Annotated in this window: 14 protein-coding genes and 5 pseudogenes; 11 read left to right on the plus strand and 8 right to left on the minus strand. The window is 69.3% G+C overall.

What is annotated here, in order from left to right; translation table 11 throughout:
- Positions 1-40: 40 nt before the first annotated feature.
- From JIX56_RS05440 to JIX56_RS05450, 3 genes are all read right to left on the minus strand, one after another.
- Positions 41-1,084, minus strand: coding sequence for an ABC transporter permease (locus JIX56_RS05440; RefSeq protein WP_257537625.1), 1,044 nt, complete (start codon positions 1,082-1,084; stop codon positions 41-43).
- 2 nt (positions 1,085-1,086) lie between these two features.
- A complete protein-coding gene (locus JIX56_RS05445) occupies positions 1,087-2,661 on the minus strand; it encodes a sugar ABC transporter ATP-binding protein (protein ID WP_257537626.1) in 1,575 nt (524 codons plus the stop codon).
- A 112-nt stretch (positions 2,662-2,773) separates the two neighbouring features.
- Positions 2,774-3,823, minus strand: coding sequence for a sugar ABC transporter substrate-binding protein (locus tag JIX56_RS05450; protein ID WP_257537627.1), 1,050 nt, complete (start codon positions 3,821-3,823; stop codon positions 2,774-2,776).
- Positions 3,824-4,687: 864 nt separating this feature from the next.
- Here JIX56_RS05450 and JIX56_RS05455 point away from each other — a divergent pair.
- From JIX56_RS05455 to JIX56_RS05495, 9 genes are read left to right on the plus strand one after another with little or no spacing between them, the layout of a single operon-like run.
- Positions 4,688-5,539 carry a fumarylacetoacetate hydrolase family protein gene (locus tag JIX56_RS05455; protein WP_257537628.1) on the plus strand — a complete coding sequence of 284 codons (852 nt, stop codon included), beginning with the start codon at positions 4,688-4,690 and terminating at the stop codon, positions 5,537-5,539.
- Between the two features lie 11 nt (positions 5,540-5,550).
- A complete protein-coding gene (locus JIX56_RS05460) occupies positions 5,551-6,906 on the plus strand; it encodes an L-fuconate dehydratase (RefSeq protein WP_257537629.1) in 1,356 nt (451 codons plus the stop codon).
- On the plus strand, positions 6,903-7,661 hold the full coding sequence (locus JIX56_RS05465; RefSeq protein WP_257537630.1) for an SDR family NAD(P)-dependent oxidoreductase: 759 nt from the start codon (positions 6,903-6,905) through the stop codon (positions 7,659-7,661). Before JIX56_RS05460 ends, JIX56_RS05465 begins: the two co-directional genes overlap by 4 nt.
- Positions 7,658-8,668, plus strand: coding sequence for an aldo/keto reductase (locus JIX56_RS05470; protein ID WP_257537631.1), 1,011 nt, complete (start codon positions 7,658-7,660; stop codon positions 8,666-8,668). Before JIX56_RS05465 ends, JIX56_RS05470 begins: the two co-directional genes overlap by 4 nt.
- On the plus strand, positions 8,665-8,961 hold the full coding sequence (locus JIX56_RS05475) for an L-rhamnose mutarotase (RefSeq protein ID WP_257537632.1): 297 nt from the start codon (positions 8,665-8,667) through the stop codon (positions 8,959-8,961). Before JIX56_RS05470 ends, JIX56_RS05475 begins: the two co-directional genes overlap by 4 nt.
- A gap of 32 nt (positions 8,962-8,993) precedes the next feature.
- Complete coding sequence (locus JIX56_RS05480) at positions 8,994-9,131, plus strand: hypothetical protein (protein WP_257537633.1); 138 nt, start codon at positions 8,994-8,996, stop codon at positions 9,129-9,131.
- Positions 9,122-9,862, plus strand: coding sequence for a (Fe-S)-binding protein (locus JIX56_RS05485; RefSeq protein WP_257537634.1), 741 nt, complete (start codon positions 9,122-9,124; stop codon positions 9,860-9,862). Before JIX56_RS05480 ends, JIX56_RS05485 begins: the two co-directional genes overlap by 10 nt.
- The gene (locus tag JIX56_RS05490; RefSeq protein ID WP_257537635.1) at positions 9,859-11,358 is read left to right on the plus strand and encodes a LutB/LldF family L-lactate oxidation iron-sulfur protein; all 1,500 of its coding nucleotides are present in this window, start codon (positions 9,859-9,861) and stop codon (positions 11,356-11,358) included. Before JIX56_RS05485 ends, JIX56_RS05490 begins: the two co-directional genes overlap by 4 nt.
- Positions 11,355-11,990: a LutC/YkgG family protein gene (locus JIX56_RS05495; RefSeq protein WP_257537636.1), complete on the plus strand. Its 636-nt coding sequence runs from the start codon at positions 11,355-11,357 to the stop codon at positions 11,988-11,990. Before JIX56_RS05490 ends, JIX56_RS05495 begins: the two co-directional genes overlap by 4 nt.
- A gap of 303 nt (positions 11,991-12,293) precedes the next feature.
- Here the strand turns inward: JIX56_RS05495 and JIX56_RS05500 are convergent, their stop codons facing one another.
- The 4 genes and pseudogenes from JIX56_RS05500 to JIX56_RS05515 all read right to left on the minus strand — a co-directional run.
- Positions 12,294-14,090, minus strand: coding sequence for an alpha-L-fucosidase (locus JIX56_RS05500; RefSeq protein ID WP_257537637.1), 1,797 nt, complete (start codon positions 14,088-14,090; stop codon positions 12,294-12,296).
- A 289-nt stretch (positions 14,091-14,379) separates the two neighbouring features.
- On the minus strand, positions 14,380-14,559 hold the full coding sequence (locus tag JIX56_RS05505; protein ID WP_257551547.1) for a hypothetical protein: 180 nt from the start codon (positions 14,557-14,559) through the stop codon (positions 14,380-14,382).
- Between the two features lie 299 nt (positions 14,560-14,858).
- A pseudogene (locus JIX56_RS05510) lies at positions 14,859-15,173 on the minus strand (alpha/beta fold hydrolase); the annotation flags it as partial.
- A 16-nt stretch (positions 15,174-15,189) separates the two neighbouring features.
- Positions 15,190-15,546: pseudogene (locus JIX56_RS05515) on the minus strand (CoA-transferase); the annotation flags it as partial.
- A 113-nt stretch (positions 15,547-15,659) separates the two neighbouring features.
- On the opposite strand from JIX56_RS05515, the pseudogene JIX56_RS05520 reads away from it, so the two are divergent.
- A pseudogene (locus tag JIX56_RS05520) lies at positions 15,660-16,505 on the plus strand (AMP-binding protein); the annotation flags it as partial.
- Positions 16,506-16,519: 14 nt separating this feature from the next.
- On the opposite strand, the pseudogene JIX56_RS05525 reads toward JIX56_RS05520, so the two are convergent.
- Positions 16,520-16,710 (minus strand): annotated as a pseudogene (locus JIX56_RS05525) (AMP-binding protein); the annotation flags it as partial.
- Between JIX56_RS05525 and JIX56_RS05530 the strand changes: the two are divergent.
- Positions 16,700-17,412: pseudogene (locus tag JIX56_RS05530) on the plus strand (AMP-binding enzyme); the annotation flags it as partial. The pseudogenes JIX56_RS05525 and JIX56_RS05530 sit on opposite strands and share 11 nt — an antisense overlap.
- Between the last annotated feature and the right edge of the window lie 305 nt (positions 17,413-17,717).

Below are 17,717 nucleotides of genomic sequence, written 5' to 3' on the forward strand. Positions count from 1 at the left end.
GCCTCCGAGCGCCCGGGCGGAGCTGCCTGCGAGCCTGCGTCTACTCCTGCTTCTCGCCGGAGGCGAAGCGGGAGATGATCAGAGCGACGATGATGATCGCGCCGTTGAGGAACTGGTTCCACAGCGGAGGCACGCCGGCCAGCGTCATGACGTTGACGACGAGTTGAAGGGTGAGCACACCGGTCAGGGCGCCGAAGACGGAGCCCCTGCCGCCGTTGAGGCTCACACCGCCGATGACGGTCGCGGCGAAGACCTGGAAGATCCAGCCGCTGCCCTGGGTGGCGGAGATGGAGCCGTAGTGGCCGCTGTAGAGGATGCCGGCGAACGCGGCGAGCACGCTGCCGATGATGAGGACGATCCAGACGATGCGGTCGACGCGGATGCCGGCGGTGCGGGCGGCCTCCGGGTTGCCGCCGATCGCGTACAGAGCCCGGCCGTGCCGGAGCCATGCCAGCGCGCCGCCGCCCGCCGCGAACAGGATCGCGCAGACCCAGATGGCGGCCGGGGCACCCAGCCATGAGGCCTTGCCCAGGTAGGTGAACGAAGACGGCAGCTCCACGATGGACTGGCCCTCGGACAGGGCCACTTGGAGTCCGCGCAGCATGGTCAGGGCGCCGAGGGTGACGATGAACCCGTTGAGGCGCAGCTTGAGGATGAGGAAGCCGTTGACGGCGCCGATCGCCGCGCCGACCAGGAGGCAGAGCGGGACCGCCATCCATTCGGGGAACAGCCCGAGCCCCATGAAACGGCCGCCGCTGGTGGGTAGTACGAGCCAGACGGCGATGACGGGCGCCACGCCGATGGTGGACTCCAGGGACAGATCCATCCGTCCGCTGATGAGGATGAACGTCGTGGCGAGGACGAGCAGGCTCAGCTCGGTGGACTGCTGCAGCACGCCGATGAGGTTGTCGGAGGTGAGGAAGGCCGGCGAGACGATGAACCCGATGAGCATCAGGACGAGGATGGCCGGGACCAGGGACAGCTCACGGAAGCGGCCCAGGTCGACCCGGCGACGGGCGGTGTCCGCGGCGGCCGGCTCCGCCGCACTCGCTGCGGGCTCGGTGAGTTCTGTGGTGGCGGACATGACTACCTTCCGTGCTCGTCGGTACCGGATGCGGTGGTGGCGCCGACGCCTTCCATGGCGGCGACGACGTGTTCGTCCTTCCAGCCGCGGTCGAACTCGGCGACCACCCGGCCGTGGAACATGACGACGACTCGGTCGCATCCCCTGAGGTCGTCGAGTTCGTCGGAGACGATCAGTGCGGCCTTGCCGCCGTCGGCGATCTGCCGGATCCTGCCGAGCAGGAACTCCTTGGACTTGACGTCCACGCCGTTGGTGGGCCGGATGGCCACCAGGACATGCGGGTCGGTGGCGAGGGCGCGCGCGACGACGACTTTCTGCTGGTTGCCGCCCGAGAGAGCGGAGACCGGGGTAGCGGCTCCGGGGGTCTTGATGTCGAGATCCCGGATCATGCGCTGGGCGAAGGTCCTGGTCCGGGAGGGCAGGACTGTGCCGAACGGGCCGAGCTGGTCGGTGACGGTCAGCGTGGCGTTCTCCGCCACACTGCGGTTGTTGACCAGTCCCTGTAGATGGCGGTCCTCGGGGACCAGACCGACCCCGGCAGCGAGGGCGGACGGCACACTGCCGGTCCGCACGGTCCTGCCGGTGACCGAGATTTTGCCGTCCTCGGCCCGGTGGAGTCCGGCGACCGCCTCGCCCACCTGCACGTTGCCGCTGGCCGCCGCTCCGGCGAGTCCGACCACCTCACCGGAGCGGACCGACAGGGACAGGCTCTGGCAGGCACCGGTCAGCGTGAGGCCGTCGATCGAGACCAGCTCCGCGGAGCCGGTCCGCGCCGCGGGAGGCGCGCTCACGAGGGCGTTGCTCGCGGAGGCGGACTCGCCCGTCATGGCCTCCACCAGTTCCTGGTGGCCGAGCTCTGCCACTGGCGCGGTGAGGATGTGCGCCGCGTCGCGGTAAACCGTGACCGTGCTGCAGAGGTCGTAGACCTCTTGCAGATGGTGGGAAATGAACAGGAAGGCAACGCCCTGGTCCTGGAGGTCGCGGAGCTTGGCGAAGAGGCGGTTGATGCCGCGGGCGTCGAGCTTGGCGGTCGGCTCGTCGAGGATGATGAAGCGGGCGCCGAAGGACAGCGCCCGGGCGATCTCGACGAACTGCCGCTGTTCGACGGTGAGGTCTTTCGCCCGCGCGGCGGGGTTGACGGCCACACCGTACTCACCGAGCAGTTCCTCGGCGCGCACGCGGAGTTGTTTCCAGCGGATGGGCTGCACCGCACCGGCGCTCTGCCGGTTCAGGAAGAGGTTCTCGGCGACGGTCAGGTCACCGATGATCGTGGAGCGCTGGTAGACGCAGGCGACGCGGGAGCGCCAGGCGTCGATGTCGCCGACGGCCGGCGCCGCTTCACCCGAGAAGCGCAGGGAACCGGTGTCGGGCCGCTGGAGGCCGGTGAGGATGGACACGAGCGTCGACTTTCCGGCGCCGTTGCGTCCGACCAGGGCGTGCGACTCGCCCGCGGTGATGCTGATCCGTGCGTCGCGCAGGGCGACGGTCGCGCCGAACCGTTTGCTGATGCCGGTCGCCTCGGCCACCGGGGCCGGATGCCCGGGGCCGGTCGCCGGGGCGGTCGCGGTGTCCGCCATGGTGGATACCGTCCTTCGTGTGCGGAGTGGGGCCGGGCAACGCCGGGTGTGAAGCGGTGTGGGGAGAGGGGATCGCCCGTCTCTCCACACCGTGGGTGTGAGCTGCCGGCAGTCAGCCGACGTTGTTGCCCCACAGGGACTTGTCGTCCACGTTGTCCTTGGTGACCAGCGGGGCGGGCAGCTGGTCCTCCAGACCGCCCGGGATCTTGACGATCGTGGAGTCGTGGTCGGTCGCACCCGGCTTGAAGGTCTTGCCGTCGATCGCGGCCTGGGCGTAGTAGAGGGCGTACTTGGCGTACAGGTCTGCAGGCTGGGAGATTGTGGCGTCGATCTGGCCCTTGCGGATGGCGTCGAACTCCTGCGGGATGCCGTCGTTGGAGATGATCGTGATGTGGCCCTCCTCCCCCGCCGGCTTGAGCAGCTTCTTCTGTTCCAGCAGCGCCAGGGTGGGCTGCAGGAAGACACCGCCGGCCTGCATGTAGATGCCGTTCAGGTCCGGGTGCTGGGCCAGGAGCGACTGCAGCTTGGCGGAGGCCACGTCGCCCTTCCAGTCGGTGGGCAGCTCGAAGACCTTGATCTTCGGGAACTTCGTCTTCATGCACTGCGCGAACGCCTCGGACCGGTCGCGTCCGTTGATGGAGTCCAGGGCCCCCTGAAACTCGGCGACCTTGCCCTCGCCGCCCAGCTGCTTGCCGAGGTACTCGCACGCCTTGGTGCCGTACGCCCGGTTGTCGGCGCGGACCACCATGTAGACGTCGCCCGAGTCGGGTCTCGTGTCGACACTGACCACCGGGATCTTCTTGGCCGACAGGGTGCCGAGGGTGGAGGCGATGGCGCCGGTGTCCTGGGGGGCCATGACGACGGCCTTGGCCCCGGTGTTCTGGAACACCTGGACGTTGGCCACCAGCTTGGTGACGTCGTTCTGCGAGTTGCTCCGGGGCAGGGCGTTGACGCCGTCGGACTTGATGTCCTTCTCGATGTACTGCGCGTAGGAGTTCCAGAAGTCGGAGTCGGAACGCGGCAGGTCGATACCGATGGCCGGCTTGTCGCTGCCAGCGCCGACCGAGTCGGAACCTTCGCGGTTGCATGCGGTGGCGAGCGACATCGCCGCGAGGACGGCGGTGACGGCTGCGGCGGTGGAACGGGTGCAAGCGAGCTTCATGACCGGGTTCTCTCTTCAGGCAGGGCGGGGAGCCGCCGGGCGACGGTGGAAGGTGGCGTACTCGCCTGCGGGGGGGGGAGGGCGAGGCCGCTGGCCGGGCACGCTGCTAATCCGGCACAAGGCACGTGCAGATCACGTCAGAAGGGAGCGTGAGTGAGGGCAGCCCGAGGGACGGGGGGGAGGCCTAACGGCCGCACTGTGCGAGTCGAATGCATGTACCGGAAGGTGCAGGCCATTCCTCCGATGTATCTCGGACGACCAGGACGTTACGACGGCGTTGCCAGCGTTGACAAGAGTGCGCGGTCGTAGATTTGGGCTACACCGGTTCATGGGACGCCACTGGTCCGCCCTGGCACCCTGAGGCACCCCTCGCCACCACTTTTCACCTGGATTTATACCCATCCTCGGGGGCTCGGGGCGCAGAACGGCAACAGCTCACAATTCGGCAACGAAGCCACTTGGGACGCCGCGCGGTGGCTCGGCAGGACGCGTGCGACGCGGCGCCTGACCCGCCGAGACCAGGAGATTCGCCAGGCACACCCCGCTCTCAACAGGGAAGACGACCGCATGACCACTCGATGGATTCATCGGAGGAAGGAGTCGCAGTCAGTCCTCTTTTGAGGGCACAGCAGCACATATCGACCATGCAGGTGAAACGGAACCGCCAACGACGACCAGATACATCCGATGTCTCCATTGCCAGCTGGTCTTCCTGTGCTTACAGTCACCGTGCGGCCATACCTCCGATGACTGCAAGGGCGTCGAAGCCCAATGCAAATCCGGCCCGGTGCGCTGATGGCGGCGCGGCTGGCATGGCCGATCACCCCTCACGAACCACACCACCCATGGCAAGGGAGTTACCCAGTGAAACTGCTACGAGTCGGCGCGCCCGGCGAGGAACGGCCCGCTGTCCGCACCGACGACGGCAGGCTGCTGGATCTGTCCTCTGTGGCCAGCGACATCAACGGCGCTTTCCTCGCCGGGGACGGTGTCGACCGGGCCCGTGCGGCGGTCACGGAGGGCATGCTGCCCGAACTGGACGTGGACGGCCTGCGGATCGGAGCACCCGTCACCCGTCCCGGCAAGGTCGTCTGCGTCGGCCTGAACTACCGCGACCACGCCGCCGAGACCGGCGCGCCGATCCCGCCGCGGCCGGTGGTGTTCATGAAGGACCCGGGCACGGTCGTGGGCCCCTACGACGAGGTGCTGGTTCCCCGTGGCTCTGTGAAGACGGACTGGGAGGTCGAGCTGGCGGTCGTCATCGGCCGCCGGGCGCGCTACCTCGACGGGCCGGCCGCCGCGCGGGCCGTGATCGCCGGCTACGCGGTCAGCCACGACGTCTCGGAGCGCGAGTTCCAGCTGGAGTACTCACCGCAGTGGGATCTGGGCAAGTCCTGCGAGACCTTCAATCCCCTCGGTCCCTGGCTGGTCACCGCCGACGAAGTCGGCGATCCGCAGGATCTGGGACTGCACCTGAGCGTCAACGGCGTAAAGCGCCAGGACGGCCACACCAGCGACATGATCTTCCCGGTCGACCACATCGTGTCGTACCTGAGCCGATACATGGTCCTGGAGCCGGGCGACGTGATCAACACCGGTACGCCCGCGGGCGTGGCCCTCGGCCTGCCCGGCACCCCGTATCTGCACCCCGGCGACACCGTCGAACTGTCCGTCGACGGGCTCGGCGGCCAGCGTCAGACCTTCGGCCAAGCGTGAAAGGCACTTCCTTGACTGCAACCCCCGCCCGGATCACCGCGGTCGACACCTACGACGTCCGCTTCCCGACCTCACGGGAACTGGACGGCTCGGACGCGATGAACCCGGACCCCGACTACTCCGCCGCCTACGTGGTGCTGCGCACCGACGCCGGCGACGGGCTCGAAGGCCACGGCTTCACCTTCACCATCGGACGCGGCAACGACGTCCAGGTCGCCGCGATCAACGCATTGCGGCCCCATGTGATGGGCCGCTCCGTTCAGGAACTGTGCGCCGATCCGGGCTCGCTCAGCGCCGACCTCATCGGCGACAGCCAACTGCGCTGGCTCGGCCCCGAGAAGGGCGTGATGCACATGGCGATCGGCGCCGTGGTGAACGCCGTGTGGGACCTGGCCGCCAAGCGGGAGGGCAAGCCGCTGTGGCAGCTTCTCGCCCACGCCGAACCCGAGTGGCTGGTCTCCCAGGTCGACTTCCGCTACATCGCCGACGCCCTCACCCCCGAGGAGGCCCTCACCCTCCTGCGCGAGGGCCGGACCGGCCTCGCCGAGCGCGAGGCGACCCTGCGGAAGCGCGGCTACCCCGGCTACACCACCTCCCCGGGCTGGCTCGGCTACTCCGACGACAAGCTCACCCGGCTGGCCAAGCAGGCCGTCGCCGACGGCTTCACCCAGATCAAGCTCAAGGTCGGCGCCGACCTGGCCGACGACATCCGCCGACTGAGCACGGCCCGGGCCGCTGTCGGCGACGGGATCCGCATCGCCATCGACGCCAACCAGCGGTGGAACGTGGACGAGGCGATCGACTGGACGAACGCACTCGCCGAGTTCGACCCGTACTGGATCGAGGAGCCCACCAGCCCCGACGACGTCCTCGGGCACGCCTCCGTACGCCGGGCGGTGGCGCCGGTGAAGGTCGCCACGGGTGAGCACGTGCAGAACCGTGTCGTCTTCAAACAGTTCCTCCAGGCCGGCGCCATCGACATCCTCCAGATCGACGCCGCTCGGGTCGGCGGGGTCAACGAGAACCTGGCCATCCTGCTGCTCGCCGCGAAGTTCGGGGTGCCGGTGTGCCCCCACGCCGGCGGAGTGGGGCTGTGTGAGCTGGTGCAGCACCTGTCGATGTTCGACTACCTGGCGCTGTCCGGCACCACCGAGAACCGGGTCATCGAGTACGTCGACCACCTCCACCAGCACTTCACCACCCCCGTGGTGATCCACGACGGCCACTACATCGCCCCGCTCGCGCCCGGCTTCTCCGCGTCCATGCGGGCGGAGGCCATCGCCGAGTACCGCTACCCGGACGGAACATTCTGGGTCGCCGACCGCGCCGGACTCTCCAGATTCTCCGGACAGGGGGATGTGGCATGACCGATCTGTCAGGACTCAGGGCCGTGGTTACCGGAGGTGCGTCCGGCATCGGGCTGGCCACCACGCTGATGCTGGTCGAGCGGGGAGCGACGGTGGCCGTGCTCGACCTCGACCCCTCCGGGGTGCCGCGTCCGCTGCTCGCCCTCAAGACCGATGTCAGCGACGACGCCTCGGTAAGCGCCGCCGTGGAGGCCGCCGCCACCGGGCTCGGCGGTATGGACATCCTGGTCAACAACGCCGGGATCGGCGCCCAGGGCACTGTGGAGGACAACCCCGACGAGCAATGGCACCGCGTCCTGGACGTCAACGTCATGGGTGTCGTGCGCACCACCCGGGCTGCCCTGCCTCACCTGCGGCGGTCCGCGCACGCGTCGGTCGTCACGACGTGCTCCATAGCGGCCACCGCGGGACTGCCGCAGCGCGCCCTGTACTCCGCCAGCAAGGGCGCCGTGCTGTCGTTGACCCTGGCCATGGCCACCGACCACGTCCGCGAGGGCATCCGCGTCAACTGCGTCAACCCCGGCACTGCCGACACCCCTTGGGTGACACGGCTACTCGACGCCGCAGACGACCCCGAAGCAGAGCGCGCCGCACTCAACTCCCGCCAGCCCATGGGCCGTCTCGTCACCGCGGACGAGGTGGCCGCCGCCATCGTCTACCTCGCGAGCCCAGCCTCGGCCTCCGTCACCGGCACCGCACTCGCGGTGGACGGCGGCATGCAGGGGCTGCGGTTGCGCCCGGCGGCCCGGTCGTGAGGACCACGACGCTCGGCGGCAGCACGGTGGAGGTCACGCAACTGGCGCTGGGCTGCGCGGCCATGGGCAACCTCTACCACCCGGTAACCGACGAGGTCGCCCTCGCCACCGTGGAGGCGGCCTGGGACGCCGGAATCCGCACCTTCGACACCGCACCCCACTACGGACTCGGCCTGGCGGAGAAGCGGCTGGGCGCCGCGCTGCGCGGCCGCCCCCGGGACACCTACACCGTCTCCACCAAGGTGGGCAGACTGCTCGCACCGAACCCGGAGAGCGGATTCGGCGACGACCTCGCCCACGGCTTCGCCGTGCCGGCCACCCACCGTCGCGTCTGGGACTTCACCGCCGACGGGGTGCTGCGCTCCCTGGAGGCGAGCCTGGAGCGCCTCGGTCTCGACCGGGTCGACATCGCTCTGCTGCACGACCCCGACAACCACGCCGAGCAAGCTCTGCGCGAGGCGTACCCCGCCCTGGAACGGCTCCGCGCCGAAGGCGTGATCGGGGCGATCGGCGTAGGGATGAACCAGTCCGCGCTGCCCGCCCGCTTCCTGCGAGAGACCGACATCGACGTGGTGCTGCTGGCCGGCCGCTACACCCTGCTGGACCACGACGGCCTCGCCGAGGTACTGCCGGAAGCCGCCGCTCGAGGCCAGAGCGTGGTCATCGGCGGCGTCTTCAACTCCGGGCTGCTCACCAACCCGCGCCCCGGCGCCACGTACGACTACGCCCCGGCGCCCCAGCCGGTGCTCGACCGCGCGCTGCGCCTGTTGGCGGTGACAGAGCGCCACGGTGTTCCCCTGCGCGCGGCCGCCCTGCGCTTCCCCTTCGGCCACCCGGCGGTCGCGAGCGTCCTGACCGGCGCCCGTACTCCCGAAGAGGTACGCGACACCGTGGAGCAGTTGCGGCGCACGATCCCGGACGCGGTATGGGAGGACCTGCGCGCCGAAGAGCTGCTGGCCAACGGCACCCCCGTCCCCGTAGCCACGCCCTCGAAGGAACCGTCATGAGGATCGCCCTGCACACCAGGGTTCGTGCCGACGGCGTCGAGGAGTACGAGGCGGCACACCTCGAGGTGCCCCCGGAGCTGACTGCCGCCCTTCGCGCCGCCGGCGTGAGCGAGTGGACCATGTGGCGGTGGGGGCCCCGCGCGAGCGGAGCCGAGAGTGGGGGAGGCACCGACCTGTTTCACGTCCTTGAGGTCGACGGCTACCCAGCGATGATCGCCGAACTCGAGAGGCTACCGGTCAACATCGCCTGGCAAGCGCGGATGGGCGAGCTGTTGGACGTCGTGCACGACTAGTCTGCCGGCTCGCCGCCGACTACGCCGAAGTGGTGACTATCGCCCGCAAGTTGACGGCCCGGCTCGACGCCGCAGAACGCCACCAGGTCTTCACCGGCACCGCCGGGCGGACCTACGGCCTGACCATGACCGGATCCCCGGGCCCGCACCAGGAAGCCCCATGCGCATAGCTCTCTTCATCACCTGTTTCAACGACACCATGTTCCCGAGCACCGGCCGGGCGGTGACCGCACTGCTGGAACGCCTCGGCCACACCGTCGAGTTCCCGCAGGACCAGACCTGCTGCGGCCAGATGCACTTCAACACCGGCTACCGCCCCGAGACCCTGCCCATGGTGCGCCGCTTCGCCGACGTCTTCGCCGGCTACGACGCCGTCGTCGCTCCCTCCGGCTCCTGCGCGGGCATGGTGCGCGACCACCACCGTGCCGTGGCCGCCCGGTACGGGGACGTCGGCCTCACCGAGGCGGTCGAGCGGGTGGTGCCGACGGTGTACGAGCTGTCGGAACTCCTCGTCGACGTCCTCGGCGTCACCGACGTCGGCGCGTACTTCCCGCACCGGGTCACCTACCACCCGACCTGCCACTCACTGCGCATGCTGCGCGTCGGCGACCGCCCGCTCAGGCTGCTGCGCGCGGTGAAGGGCATCGACCTCGTCGAACTGCCCGCCGCCGACTCCTGCTGCGGCTTCGGCGGCACCTTCGCGCTGAAGAACGCGGACGTCTCCAACGCCATGCTGGTCGACAAGATGCGCCATGTCCTGGACACCGGCGCCGAGTTCCTCTGCGCCGGCGACAACTCCTGCCTGATGCACATCGGCGGCGGCCTGTCCCGGCTCCGTACCGGCGTCGGGACACTGCACCTGGCCGAGATCCTGGCCTCCACGGAAGGGGACACGCTGTGAGCGGTGCCGACAACGTCGTATGGCTGGGCACACCGGCCTTTCCCAAGGCGGCGCGCACGGCGCTCGCCGATACCCGGATGCGGGCGAACCTGCGCAGGGCGACTGGCACCATCCGCGACAAGCGGCTGGCCGTCGCCGCCGAACTGGAGGACTGGGAGGATCTGCGGGAGAAGGCCGCCACGATCAAACGCCACACCCTGCGCCACCTCGACCACCATCTCCTGCGGCTGGAAACAACGGTGACCGCCGCCGGCGGCACCGTGCACTGGGCGGCGGACGCCGCCGAGGCCAACCGCATCGTCACGTATCTGGTGAAGGCCACCGGCGAGAGCGAGGTCGTCAAGGTCAAGTCGATGGCGACCCAGGAGATCGGCCTCAACGAGGCGCTCGCCGAAGCCGGCATCCGCGCCTACGAGACCGATCTCGCCGAACTCATCGTGCAGTTGGGCGGCGACCGCCCCTCACACATCCTCGTACCGGCCATCCACCGGGGCCGCTCCGAGATCCGGGAGATCTTCCGCAGAGAGATGGGCGAGTGGGGCAGAGCGGCCCCCGAGGGACTCACCGACGACCCGCGCGACCTGGCCGAAGCGGCCCGGCTCCATCTGCGGGAGAAGTTCCTCCGTGCCAAGGTCGCCGTCTCCGGCGCCAACTTCGCGGCCGCCGACACCGGCACGATCGCGGTCGTGGAGTCGGAGGGTAACGGACGCATGTGCCTGACCCTGCCAGAGACGCTGATCACGGTCATGGGCATCGAGAAGGTCCTGCCGTCCTTCGCCGACCTGGACGTCTTCCTCCAGCTTCTGCCCCGCTCCTCCACCGGCGAGCGCATGAACCCGTACACCTCTCTGTGGACCGGTGTCACCGAGGTCGACGGTCCCCAGGACTTCCACCTCGTGCTCCTCGACAACGGCCGTACCGCGACCCTGGCCGACGAGGTGGGCCGCCAGGCGCTGAACTGCATCCGCTGCTCGGCCTGCCTGAACGTCTGCCCGGTGTACGAGCGCACCGGCGGCCACGCCTACGGCTCCGTCTCCCCCGGGCCGATCGGCGCCATCCTCACCCCACAGCTCGTCGGCATCGAGAACGCCGCCTCGCTGCCCTTCGCCTCGACCCTGTGCGGCGCCTGCTACGACGCCTGCCCCGTGAAGATCAACATCCCCGAAGTGCTGGTCCATCTCCGCGCCGAGGCCGTGGAAGCCAAGCGCCGCGACCGGCTGCTGCCCACCACCGAGGCGCTGGCTATGAAGGCCGCCGGCGCGGTCCTGTCGTCCCCGCGGAGGCTGGCGGCGGCCCAGCGGCTCGCCGCCCTCGGGGCCCGCGTGGTGGCCCGCGACGGCCGGATCGGCTTCCTGCCGGGTCCGTTCGCCCGCTGGTCCGCCACCCGGGACACGCCCGCGCCGGCCCAGGAATCACTGCGCGCCTGGTGGCGCCGGACGAAGACGACGACCCGAGACGAAGGCCGTAGGACAGCGGAAGGGAAGGGACCACGATGAGCGACCGCGAGACAGTCCTCAGCGCAGTCAGGACAGCTCTGGGAGATGTCCCGGGCTCCGAGAGCCCCGACAACATACCGGTCCCGCACGGTCATCGCACCGACCATGCGGAGCCGGACATCGTTGCGCTGTTCACCGAGCGCGCCGCCGAGTACCGCGCCACGGTGGTCCGTGTGCCGCCGGCCGGTGCCGCGGCCGCCGCCGAGCGCGCGCTGGCACGCACCGGAGCGCGGTCGGTGATCCTGCCGCCGGGTCTCCCCGAGGACCTCGTCCCCGACGGGCCCTGGTCACGGCTGCAGGACATCCCACCGCTGACGGTGGAGCAACTCGACGCGGCGGACGCCGTGATCACCACCGTTGCCACCGCCATCGCCGTCACCGGCACCGTGACCCTCGACCACGGCCCCGGCCAGGGGCGCAGGGCCCTGACCCTGCTGCCGGACCAGCACATCTGCGTGGTCCGGGCGAGCCAGATAGCCCCCGACGTGCCCGAGGCGCTGAGCCTCCTGGACCCGTACCGGCCGCTGACGCTCATCTCCGGCCCCTCGGCCACCAGCGACATCGAACTGGACCGTGTGGAAGGCGTGCACGGGCCGCGCGTCCTGGACATCGTCGTGATCGAGGGCGCGTAGCGGCCCGTCGGCGGACAGATCGACGCCCGGCGGGTGGCAGGGGATGCCACCCGCCGGGCTCGGCGTCTTTCCGGACGGTGCGCGGCGGGAACTGCGGGGCGGTGCCGGTCGTGCCGCGGGTTCGCCGCATGAGGCAAGTGCGTTGGCGGGTGAGCCGCCGGGGCGCCGAGTGCGGCGGCGCTGCTCAGCGCCGCCGCTCGAGATGAACCACTCAGGTGTGATGTTGCGCCGTCGGCGCGGCCGGTCCGGACGGAACTCTCCATTCGGAACCGGTGGTTGTGCCGACGGACCGGCACCCGGCGGTCAGCCGATCTTGGTCATGCTCCACTGCTGAGGAGTGCCGCTGTTGGAGGTGTACTGGATCACCGCGCTGCCCTCGGTGGTGACATTGCCGTTGTCCAGAGCCTTGCCGCTGCGGCGGTTGACGAGCTTGTACCGTCCGCCACCCAGCGAGGAGATGGCCCACTGCTGCGGAGTTCCGGTGTTGGAGGTGTACTGGATGACCGCGCTGCCCTCGGTGGCGACGTTGCCGTTGTCCAGGGCCTTGCCGCTGCGGACACACACCAGCTTGTAGTGGCCGTGCCCCGTGTAGGTGAGCCTCCACTGCTGGGGAGTGCCGCCGTTCTGGGTGTACTGGATGACCGAGCTGCCCTGCGTGGTGACGTTGCCGTTGTCCAATGCCTTGCCGCTGTTGGCGGACACCATCCGGTAGACACCCTCCGGCAGGACCGCGGGCATGCCGCTGACCTCGACGCAGACCACCGAGACGTCGGCGTTGGGCGCGGTGGCCGGCACGGTGACGTTGATGGTGCCGCCGCTGACGGTGTAGGAGAGCGAGGTGGACGGGGCGTTCAGCAGGTAGACGCGGTTGATGGTGTTGTGGACCTCGGGGATCCGCAGGACGCCGTCCGTGGGCCAGTTGAAGACGTGGGCGAACAGCTTGCCGTCCTTCATGGTGACCTTGCCCCAGGACGGCTCGGCGGCGAAGGGGCTGCCCTTGGTGCCGTAGACGCTGTCGCTGTAGGTGTCCATCCAGGCGGCGAAGCCCTTGAGGACGTTCACGGTGCCCGAGGTGAGCGTGCCGTCGCCCTTGGGGCCGACGTTGAGCAGGTAGTTGCCGTCGCGGGAGACGACCGTGACGTACTCCCTCAGGAGATCCCGGACGGACCGGTAGGAGCTTTCCTTCGACTGGTTGTAACCCCAGGCGCCGTTCATCGTGACGCAGGTTTCCCAGGGCCGGTCCATAGGTGCCGGGGGGACCTTCTCCTCCGGGCAGGCGAAGTCGCCGAGACCGAGGTCGCGCTTGACCCGCTCGTTCACGACGAGTCCGGGCTTGCGGCTGATCAGCCAGTTGTACAGGTCCTGGCCGTCCGACTTGATCCACCAGTCGTTGAGCGTGGGGGTGGCCGGGTTGCCGCACCAGTCGCCGTCGAACCACAGCACGGCCGGGTCGTAGCGGTCCAGCAGCTCCTGCAACTGGGCCTTCATGTCGGTGATGTAGGCGGTGCGAGCGGCCTGCGAGGCCATCGTGGAGAAGACGGTGCTGTGGTTGGCGGTCTGGGAGGAGTGGTTCCAGTCCATGATCGAGTAGTACAGCCCGAACTTGACGCCCCGGCTCTCGCATTCCGTCTTCAACTGCGCGAGCAGGTCGGGCTGGTAGCCGCCGTAGTCGCGCAGGTTGTACTGCTTGGTGCCCGTGGTGTCGGTGAAGCTCGCCACGTCGGAGTCCCACATCGCGTAGCCCTCGTGGTGCTTGGCGGTGATCACCAGGTACTTCATGCCGGCGTTCTTGGCCAGCTCTGCGATGGTCGCGGCGTTGAAAGAGGTCGGGTTGAAGTGCGCGCTGACCTGGTTCTGGTAGTCGGCCTTGGCCCAGTTCTCGCTGTAGAACGCCCACTCGCCGTGGCCCAGGTAGGAGTAGGACCCGAAGTGGATGAACATCCCGAACCGGGCCTGGTACCACCAGTCCATCTTCGAGGGGACGGTGTACGCCTCGGCGGCGGAGGGCCACAGGGCCTGCGGCAGCCCGAAGGCCGCCACTCCTCCGGCAAGGGCGGCGGCCTTCATCAGAGAGCGTCTGCTGAGGGAGGCAGAGGACACGGTGCGGCTCCATGTGTCAGGGGGAAGGGCAGGGCGTCAGGAGCGGAGCACCGGCATGGCGGCCGTGTCCCGCGTTGCCCTCAAGAAGACATCGGATGGATTTATAGGAGCACGACGGGGGCTGCGTCTATAGGCAGGACGAGATTCGCCCAAAAAAGGGAAGTATGCAGGAGGTTCCTGGAAGTGCGTTGAGCACGATAGATCACTCAAGCGTCGAGCCAAATCCATACATCGGATCTCTTGAGGGCGACTCTTCCCCATCAGAGACCCAGTACCCGGGTTGAACGGTTCAGTCGAGCGGCGGAACCCGTTGAGCGTCCTCGGCGTGGGCCCCGTTCAGACGAGCCTGGAGCACCGTCCATAGAGCTCGGGGGTCCTCGGCCGCGAGATGGGCGGTGTCGAGGACCTCCAGGGCGGCGTGAGCGATGCCCGCCACGAGCTCCTGGGCGTGCGCGACGGGCGTGGCCACCTCCGACGACGAGCGTGGGGATGGAGATACTCCTCAGGGCCCCGCGCACGTCGTACGTGGCCAGGGCGTCGCAGCACGCCGCGTACCCGACCGGGTCGGCATCGGCAAGGTTGCGGAGCAGTCAGCGGCCGAAGGGGGTGTCGGCGGTTGCCGGCGAGGCAAACCAGCGGCCCGGGCTGGTTCGGAGCAGGGGGGGCGGTTCCTTCGGACCTCACCAGGGCGGCGCGCTCATGCCAGGGCCCCGCAGTGCCGAAGTGCGCGGAGGAGCAGACCATGGCCAAGGACGCGACGCGTTCGGGCCGGTGGACCGCCAGGTGCGCTCCGATGGCACCGCCCAGGGAGATGCCCGCGTAGTGGAACCGGTCCCAGCCGTGGTGGTCGGCGACGGTGAGTACCAGCGAGGCGAGGTCGTCGATCGTCGTGCTGCCAGGTCCGGGGTCGCGCAGGAGGCCGGTCTTGGAGCCGCCGTGTTCGGGCAGGTCGAAACGCAGTACCCGGAAACCGCGGGTCAGGAACGGCAGGCAAGGCTCCCAGAGCGCCTTGGAGGTGCCCAGGGACGGGCCGAGGATCAGCGGCGGCGCTTCGGGCGGGCCGATGACGTGGTGGTGCAGCACTGCGGCTCCCGGCAGGTCAGCGTTCGAGGACGAGCGCGTGGCTCTGAGCCACGCCGATGCAGAGAGTGGCGACCTTCGGCAGATGCACCTCGTCCGGATCGGTCTCGCCGGGTTCGAGGCTCGACCAGCTCCTCGACCTCGGCGATGGTCACTCTGCCCGCCATCGCAGCGAGCGGGTTGAGTTTCGGGACGACTTGTTTGGCAACAAATTGCCGTACCGGTCGCCTTTCACCGCCCTGACCAGCGCGAAGTCGGGGCGGATCCCGTGCTCCAGCACGTACTCCGTGCCCTCGAATTCACGCACTTCCTTCGTCAGCGAGGCCGGCGCGGGGATCCCGGCCCCGCCGGCCCGCAGCCGCTCGGCCGACGTGCCCACATCGGCCACCGCTTGCGCAGCGGACTCCCTCACCCTTGTTCACGCCACGATCTCACCGGCGGCGAGGTCGGACGGATGCTGGGCGAGCGGCGTGACCTCGATCTTCCCTCGGCGAGCGGGTGGCCATCCACTTCGAAGGCGAGCGAGGCGACACCCGCACCCTCACCTACGGCGAACTGCTCCGCGAGGTGTGCCGCGCCGCGAACGCGCTCACCTCGCTCGGGATCGCGGCGGGTGACCGGGTGGCCCTCTACCTCCCGATGGTCCCCGGGACCCTGATCGCCATGCTCGCCTGCGCCCGCATCGGCGCCATCCACTCGGTCGTCTTCGGCGGGTTCTCCGCAGACGCGGTGGCGGGCCGCGTCCAGGTCACCGAGGCGAAGCTGCTCATCACGGCCGACGGCTCCTACCGGCACGGCAAGCCCACGCCCCTCAAGCCCACCGCCGACCTGGCCCTCGAAACCTGCCCGAGCGTGCGGAACGTCCTGGTCGTGCGCCGCACGGGCGAGGAGGTACCCCTCACCCCTGGTCGGGACCTGTGGTGGCACGACGTGGTCCAGGCGCAGAGCACCGGCACATCCCGGATGCCTTCGACGCCCAGCACCCGCTGTTCATCATGTACACCTCCGGTACGACGGGTAAGCCGAAGGGCATCGTGCACGCCACCGGCGACTACCTCACCCAGGCCGCCTACACCCATCACGCCGTCTTCGACCTCAAACCGGAGACCGACGTCTACTGGTGCACCGCACACGTGTATGAGGTGGGGCGACGACATCCCCGCCCGTTACGAGCTCTCCAGCCTCCGCCTGCTGGGCAGCGTCGGAGAGCCGATCAGCCCCGAGGCATGGATGTGGTACCGCGAGAAAATCGGCGGCGGGCGGTGCCCGATCGTGGACACGCGGTGGCAGACCGAGACCGGCGCCATGATGATCGCGCCCCTCCCCGGGGTCACTGCGACCAAACCGAGGATCGCGGTGGGCGCGGTGTAGAGGATGGTGACGCCATACCTTTCCACGATCTCCCACCAGCGTCTGGTGTGTGTGGGGCGGGGGGCGGTGTGCCCTCGTAGATCACCTGGGTGGTGGCGTTCGCGAGTGGGCCGTAGACGATGTAGGAATGGCCGGTGCCCCAGCCGATGTCGGCGGTGCACCCCAAAACGGGATCGGCCATGACCTCGCTGCCCGGCATCAGCGCCGAAGTCGTGGACGACACCCGAAAGCCGGTGCCCGACGGCAGCGGCGGCTACCTCGTGCTCACCGAACCCTGGCCGTCCATGCCCCTCGCTCCATCTGGCGCGACGACGACCGCTACGTCGAGACCTACTGGTCACGCTTCAGCCGCTCAACGGTGCTGCCCTCCGGTGAGGAAACAGAAATTCCCCTGTACTTCGCAGGGGACGGCGCCAAGAAAGACGCCGACGGTCACATCTGGCTCCTCGGCCGCGTAGACGACGTCATGCTCGTCTCCGGGCACAATATCTCCACCACCGAGGTCGAGTCCGCGCTCGTCTCCCACCCGTCCGTCGCCGAGGCCGCCGTCGTCGGCGTCACCGACCCGCAGACCACCCAGGCCGTCATCGCCTTCGTCATCCTGCGCGACAGCGGCGACACCGGCACGGACGAAGAAGCGGTCATGGACGCACTCCGCGCCCACGTGGGCGCCACCCTGGGCCCCATCGCCAAACCGCGCCGGACCGTGGTCGTTCCCGAACTGCCCAAGACCCGCTCCGGGAAGATCACACGCCGGCTGCTCCGCGACATCGCCGAGAACCGCCGATCCGGCGACACCACCACACTCGCCGACTCCTCCGTCATCGACCGCATCACACAACAGCAGTCCATCCCGCCCAGCCAGTTCTGAATCCCCGACGGGTGCGTGGCCCGTCCGCCCGCACCGCGAATCTGCGCCACCCCCGGCCCGGCCCTGTCAAACGTGTCGCCATCGCTCCGGCGCTGGACGTCCGGACACCCCGGGCCGGGCCCGGTACCTACTCGCCGGCTGCCCGAGGCGCCCACTTCGTCGCCTGCCGGCCCACGCTGGTCAGTTCCCGGTCGGCCGACCGACGGATCGTCCCGTCGCGTGTACGGCCGGGGCGGAACTGACACCAGCTGATTCGCCAGTTGGCCCTACTCTCCGAAGCGCGCCGCGTGCGGCAAGGCGAGACG

The organism is Streptomyces sp. CA-210063 (genome assembly GCF_024612015.1).
GTDB lineage: Bacteria > Actinomycetota > Actinomycetes > Streptomycetales > Streptomycetaceae > Streptomyces.

Excerpts from the sequence above, each read along its gene's own strand:
- JIX56_RS05495 (WP_257537636.1), top strand. The coding sequence starts at position 11,355 with ATGAGCGACCGCGAGACAGTCCTCAGCGCAGTCAGGACAGCTCTGGGA.
- JIX56_RS05485 (WP_257537634.1), top strand. The coding sequence starts at position 9,122 with ATGCGCATAGCTCTCTTCATCACCTGTTTCAACGACACCATGTTCCCG.
- JIX56_RS05445 (WP_257537626.1), bottom strand. The coding sequence starts at position 2,661 with ATGGCGGACACCGCGACCGCCCCGGCGACCGGCCCCGGGCATCCGGCC.
- JIX56_RS05450 (WP_257537627.1), bottom strand. The coding sequence starts at position 3,823 with ATGAAGCTCGCTTGCACCCGTTCCACCGCCGCAGCCGTCACCGCCGTC.
- JIX56_RS05440 (WP_257537625.1), bottom strand. The coding sequence starts at position 1,084 with ATGTCCGCCACCACAGAACTCACCGAGCCCGCAGCGAGTGCGGCGGAG.
- JIX56_RS05465 (WP_257537630.1), top strand. The coding sequence starts at position 6,903 with ATGACCGATCTGTCAGGACTCAGGGCCGTGGTTACCGGAGGTGCGTCC.
- JIX56_RS05475 (WP_257537632.1), top strand. The coding sequence starts at position 8,665 with ATGAGGATCGCCCTGCACACCAGGGTTCGTGCCGACGGCGTCGAGGAG.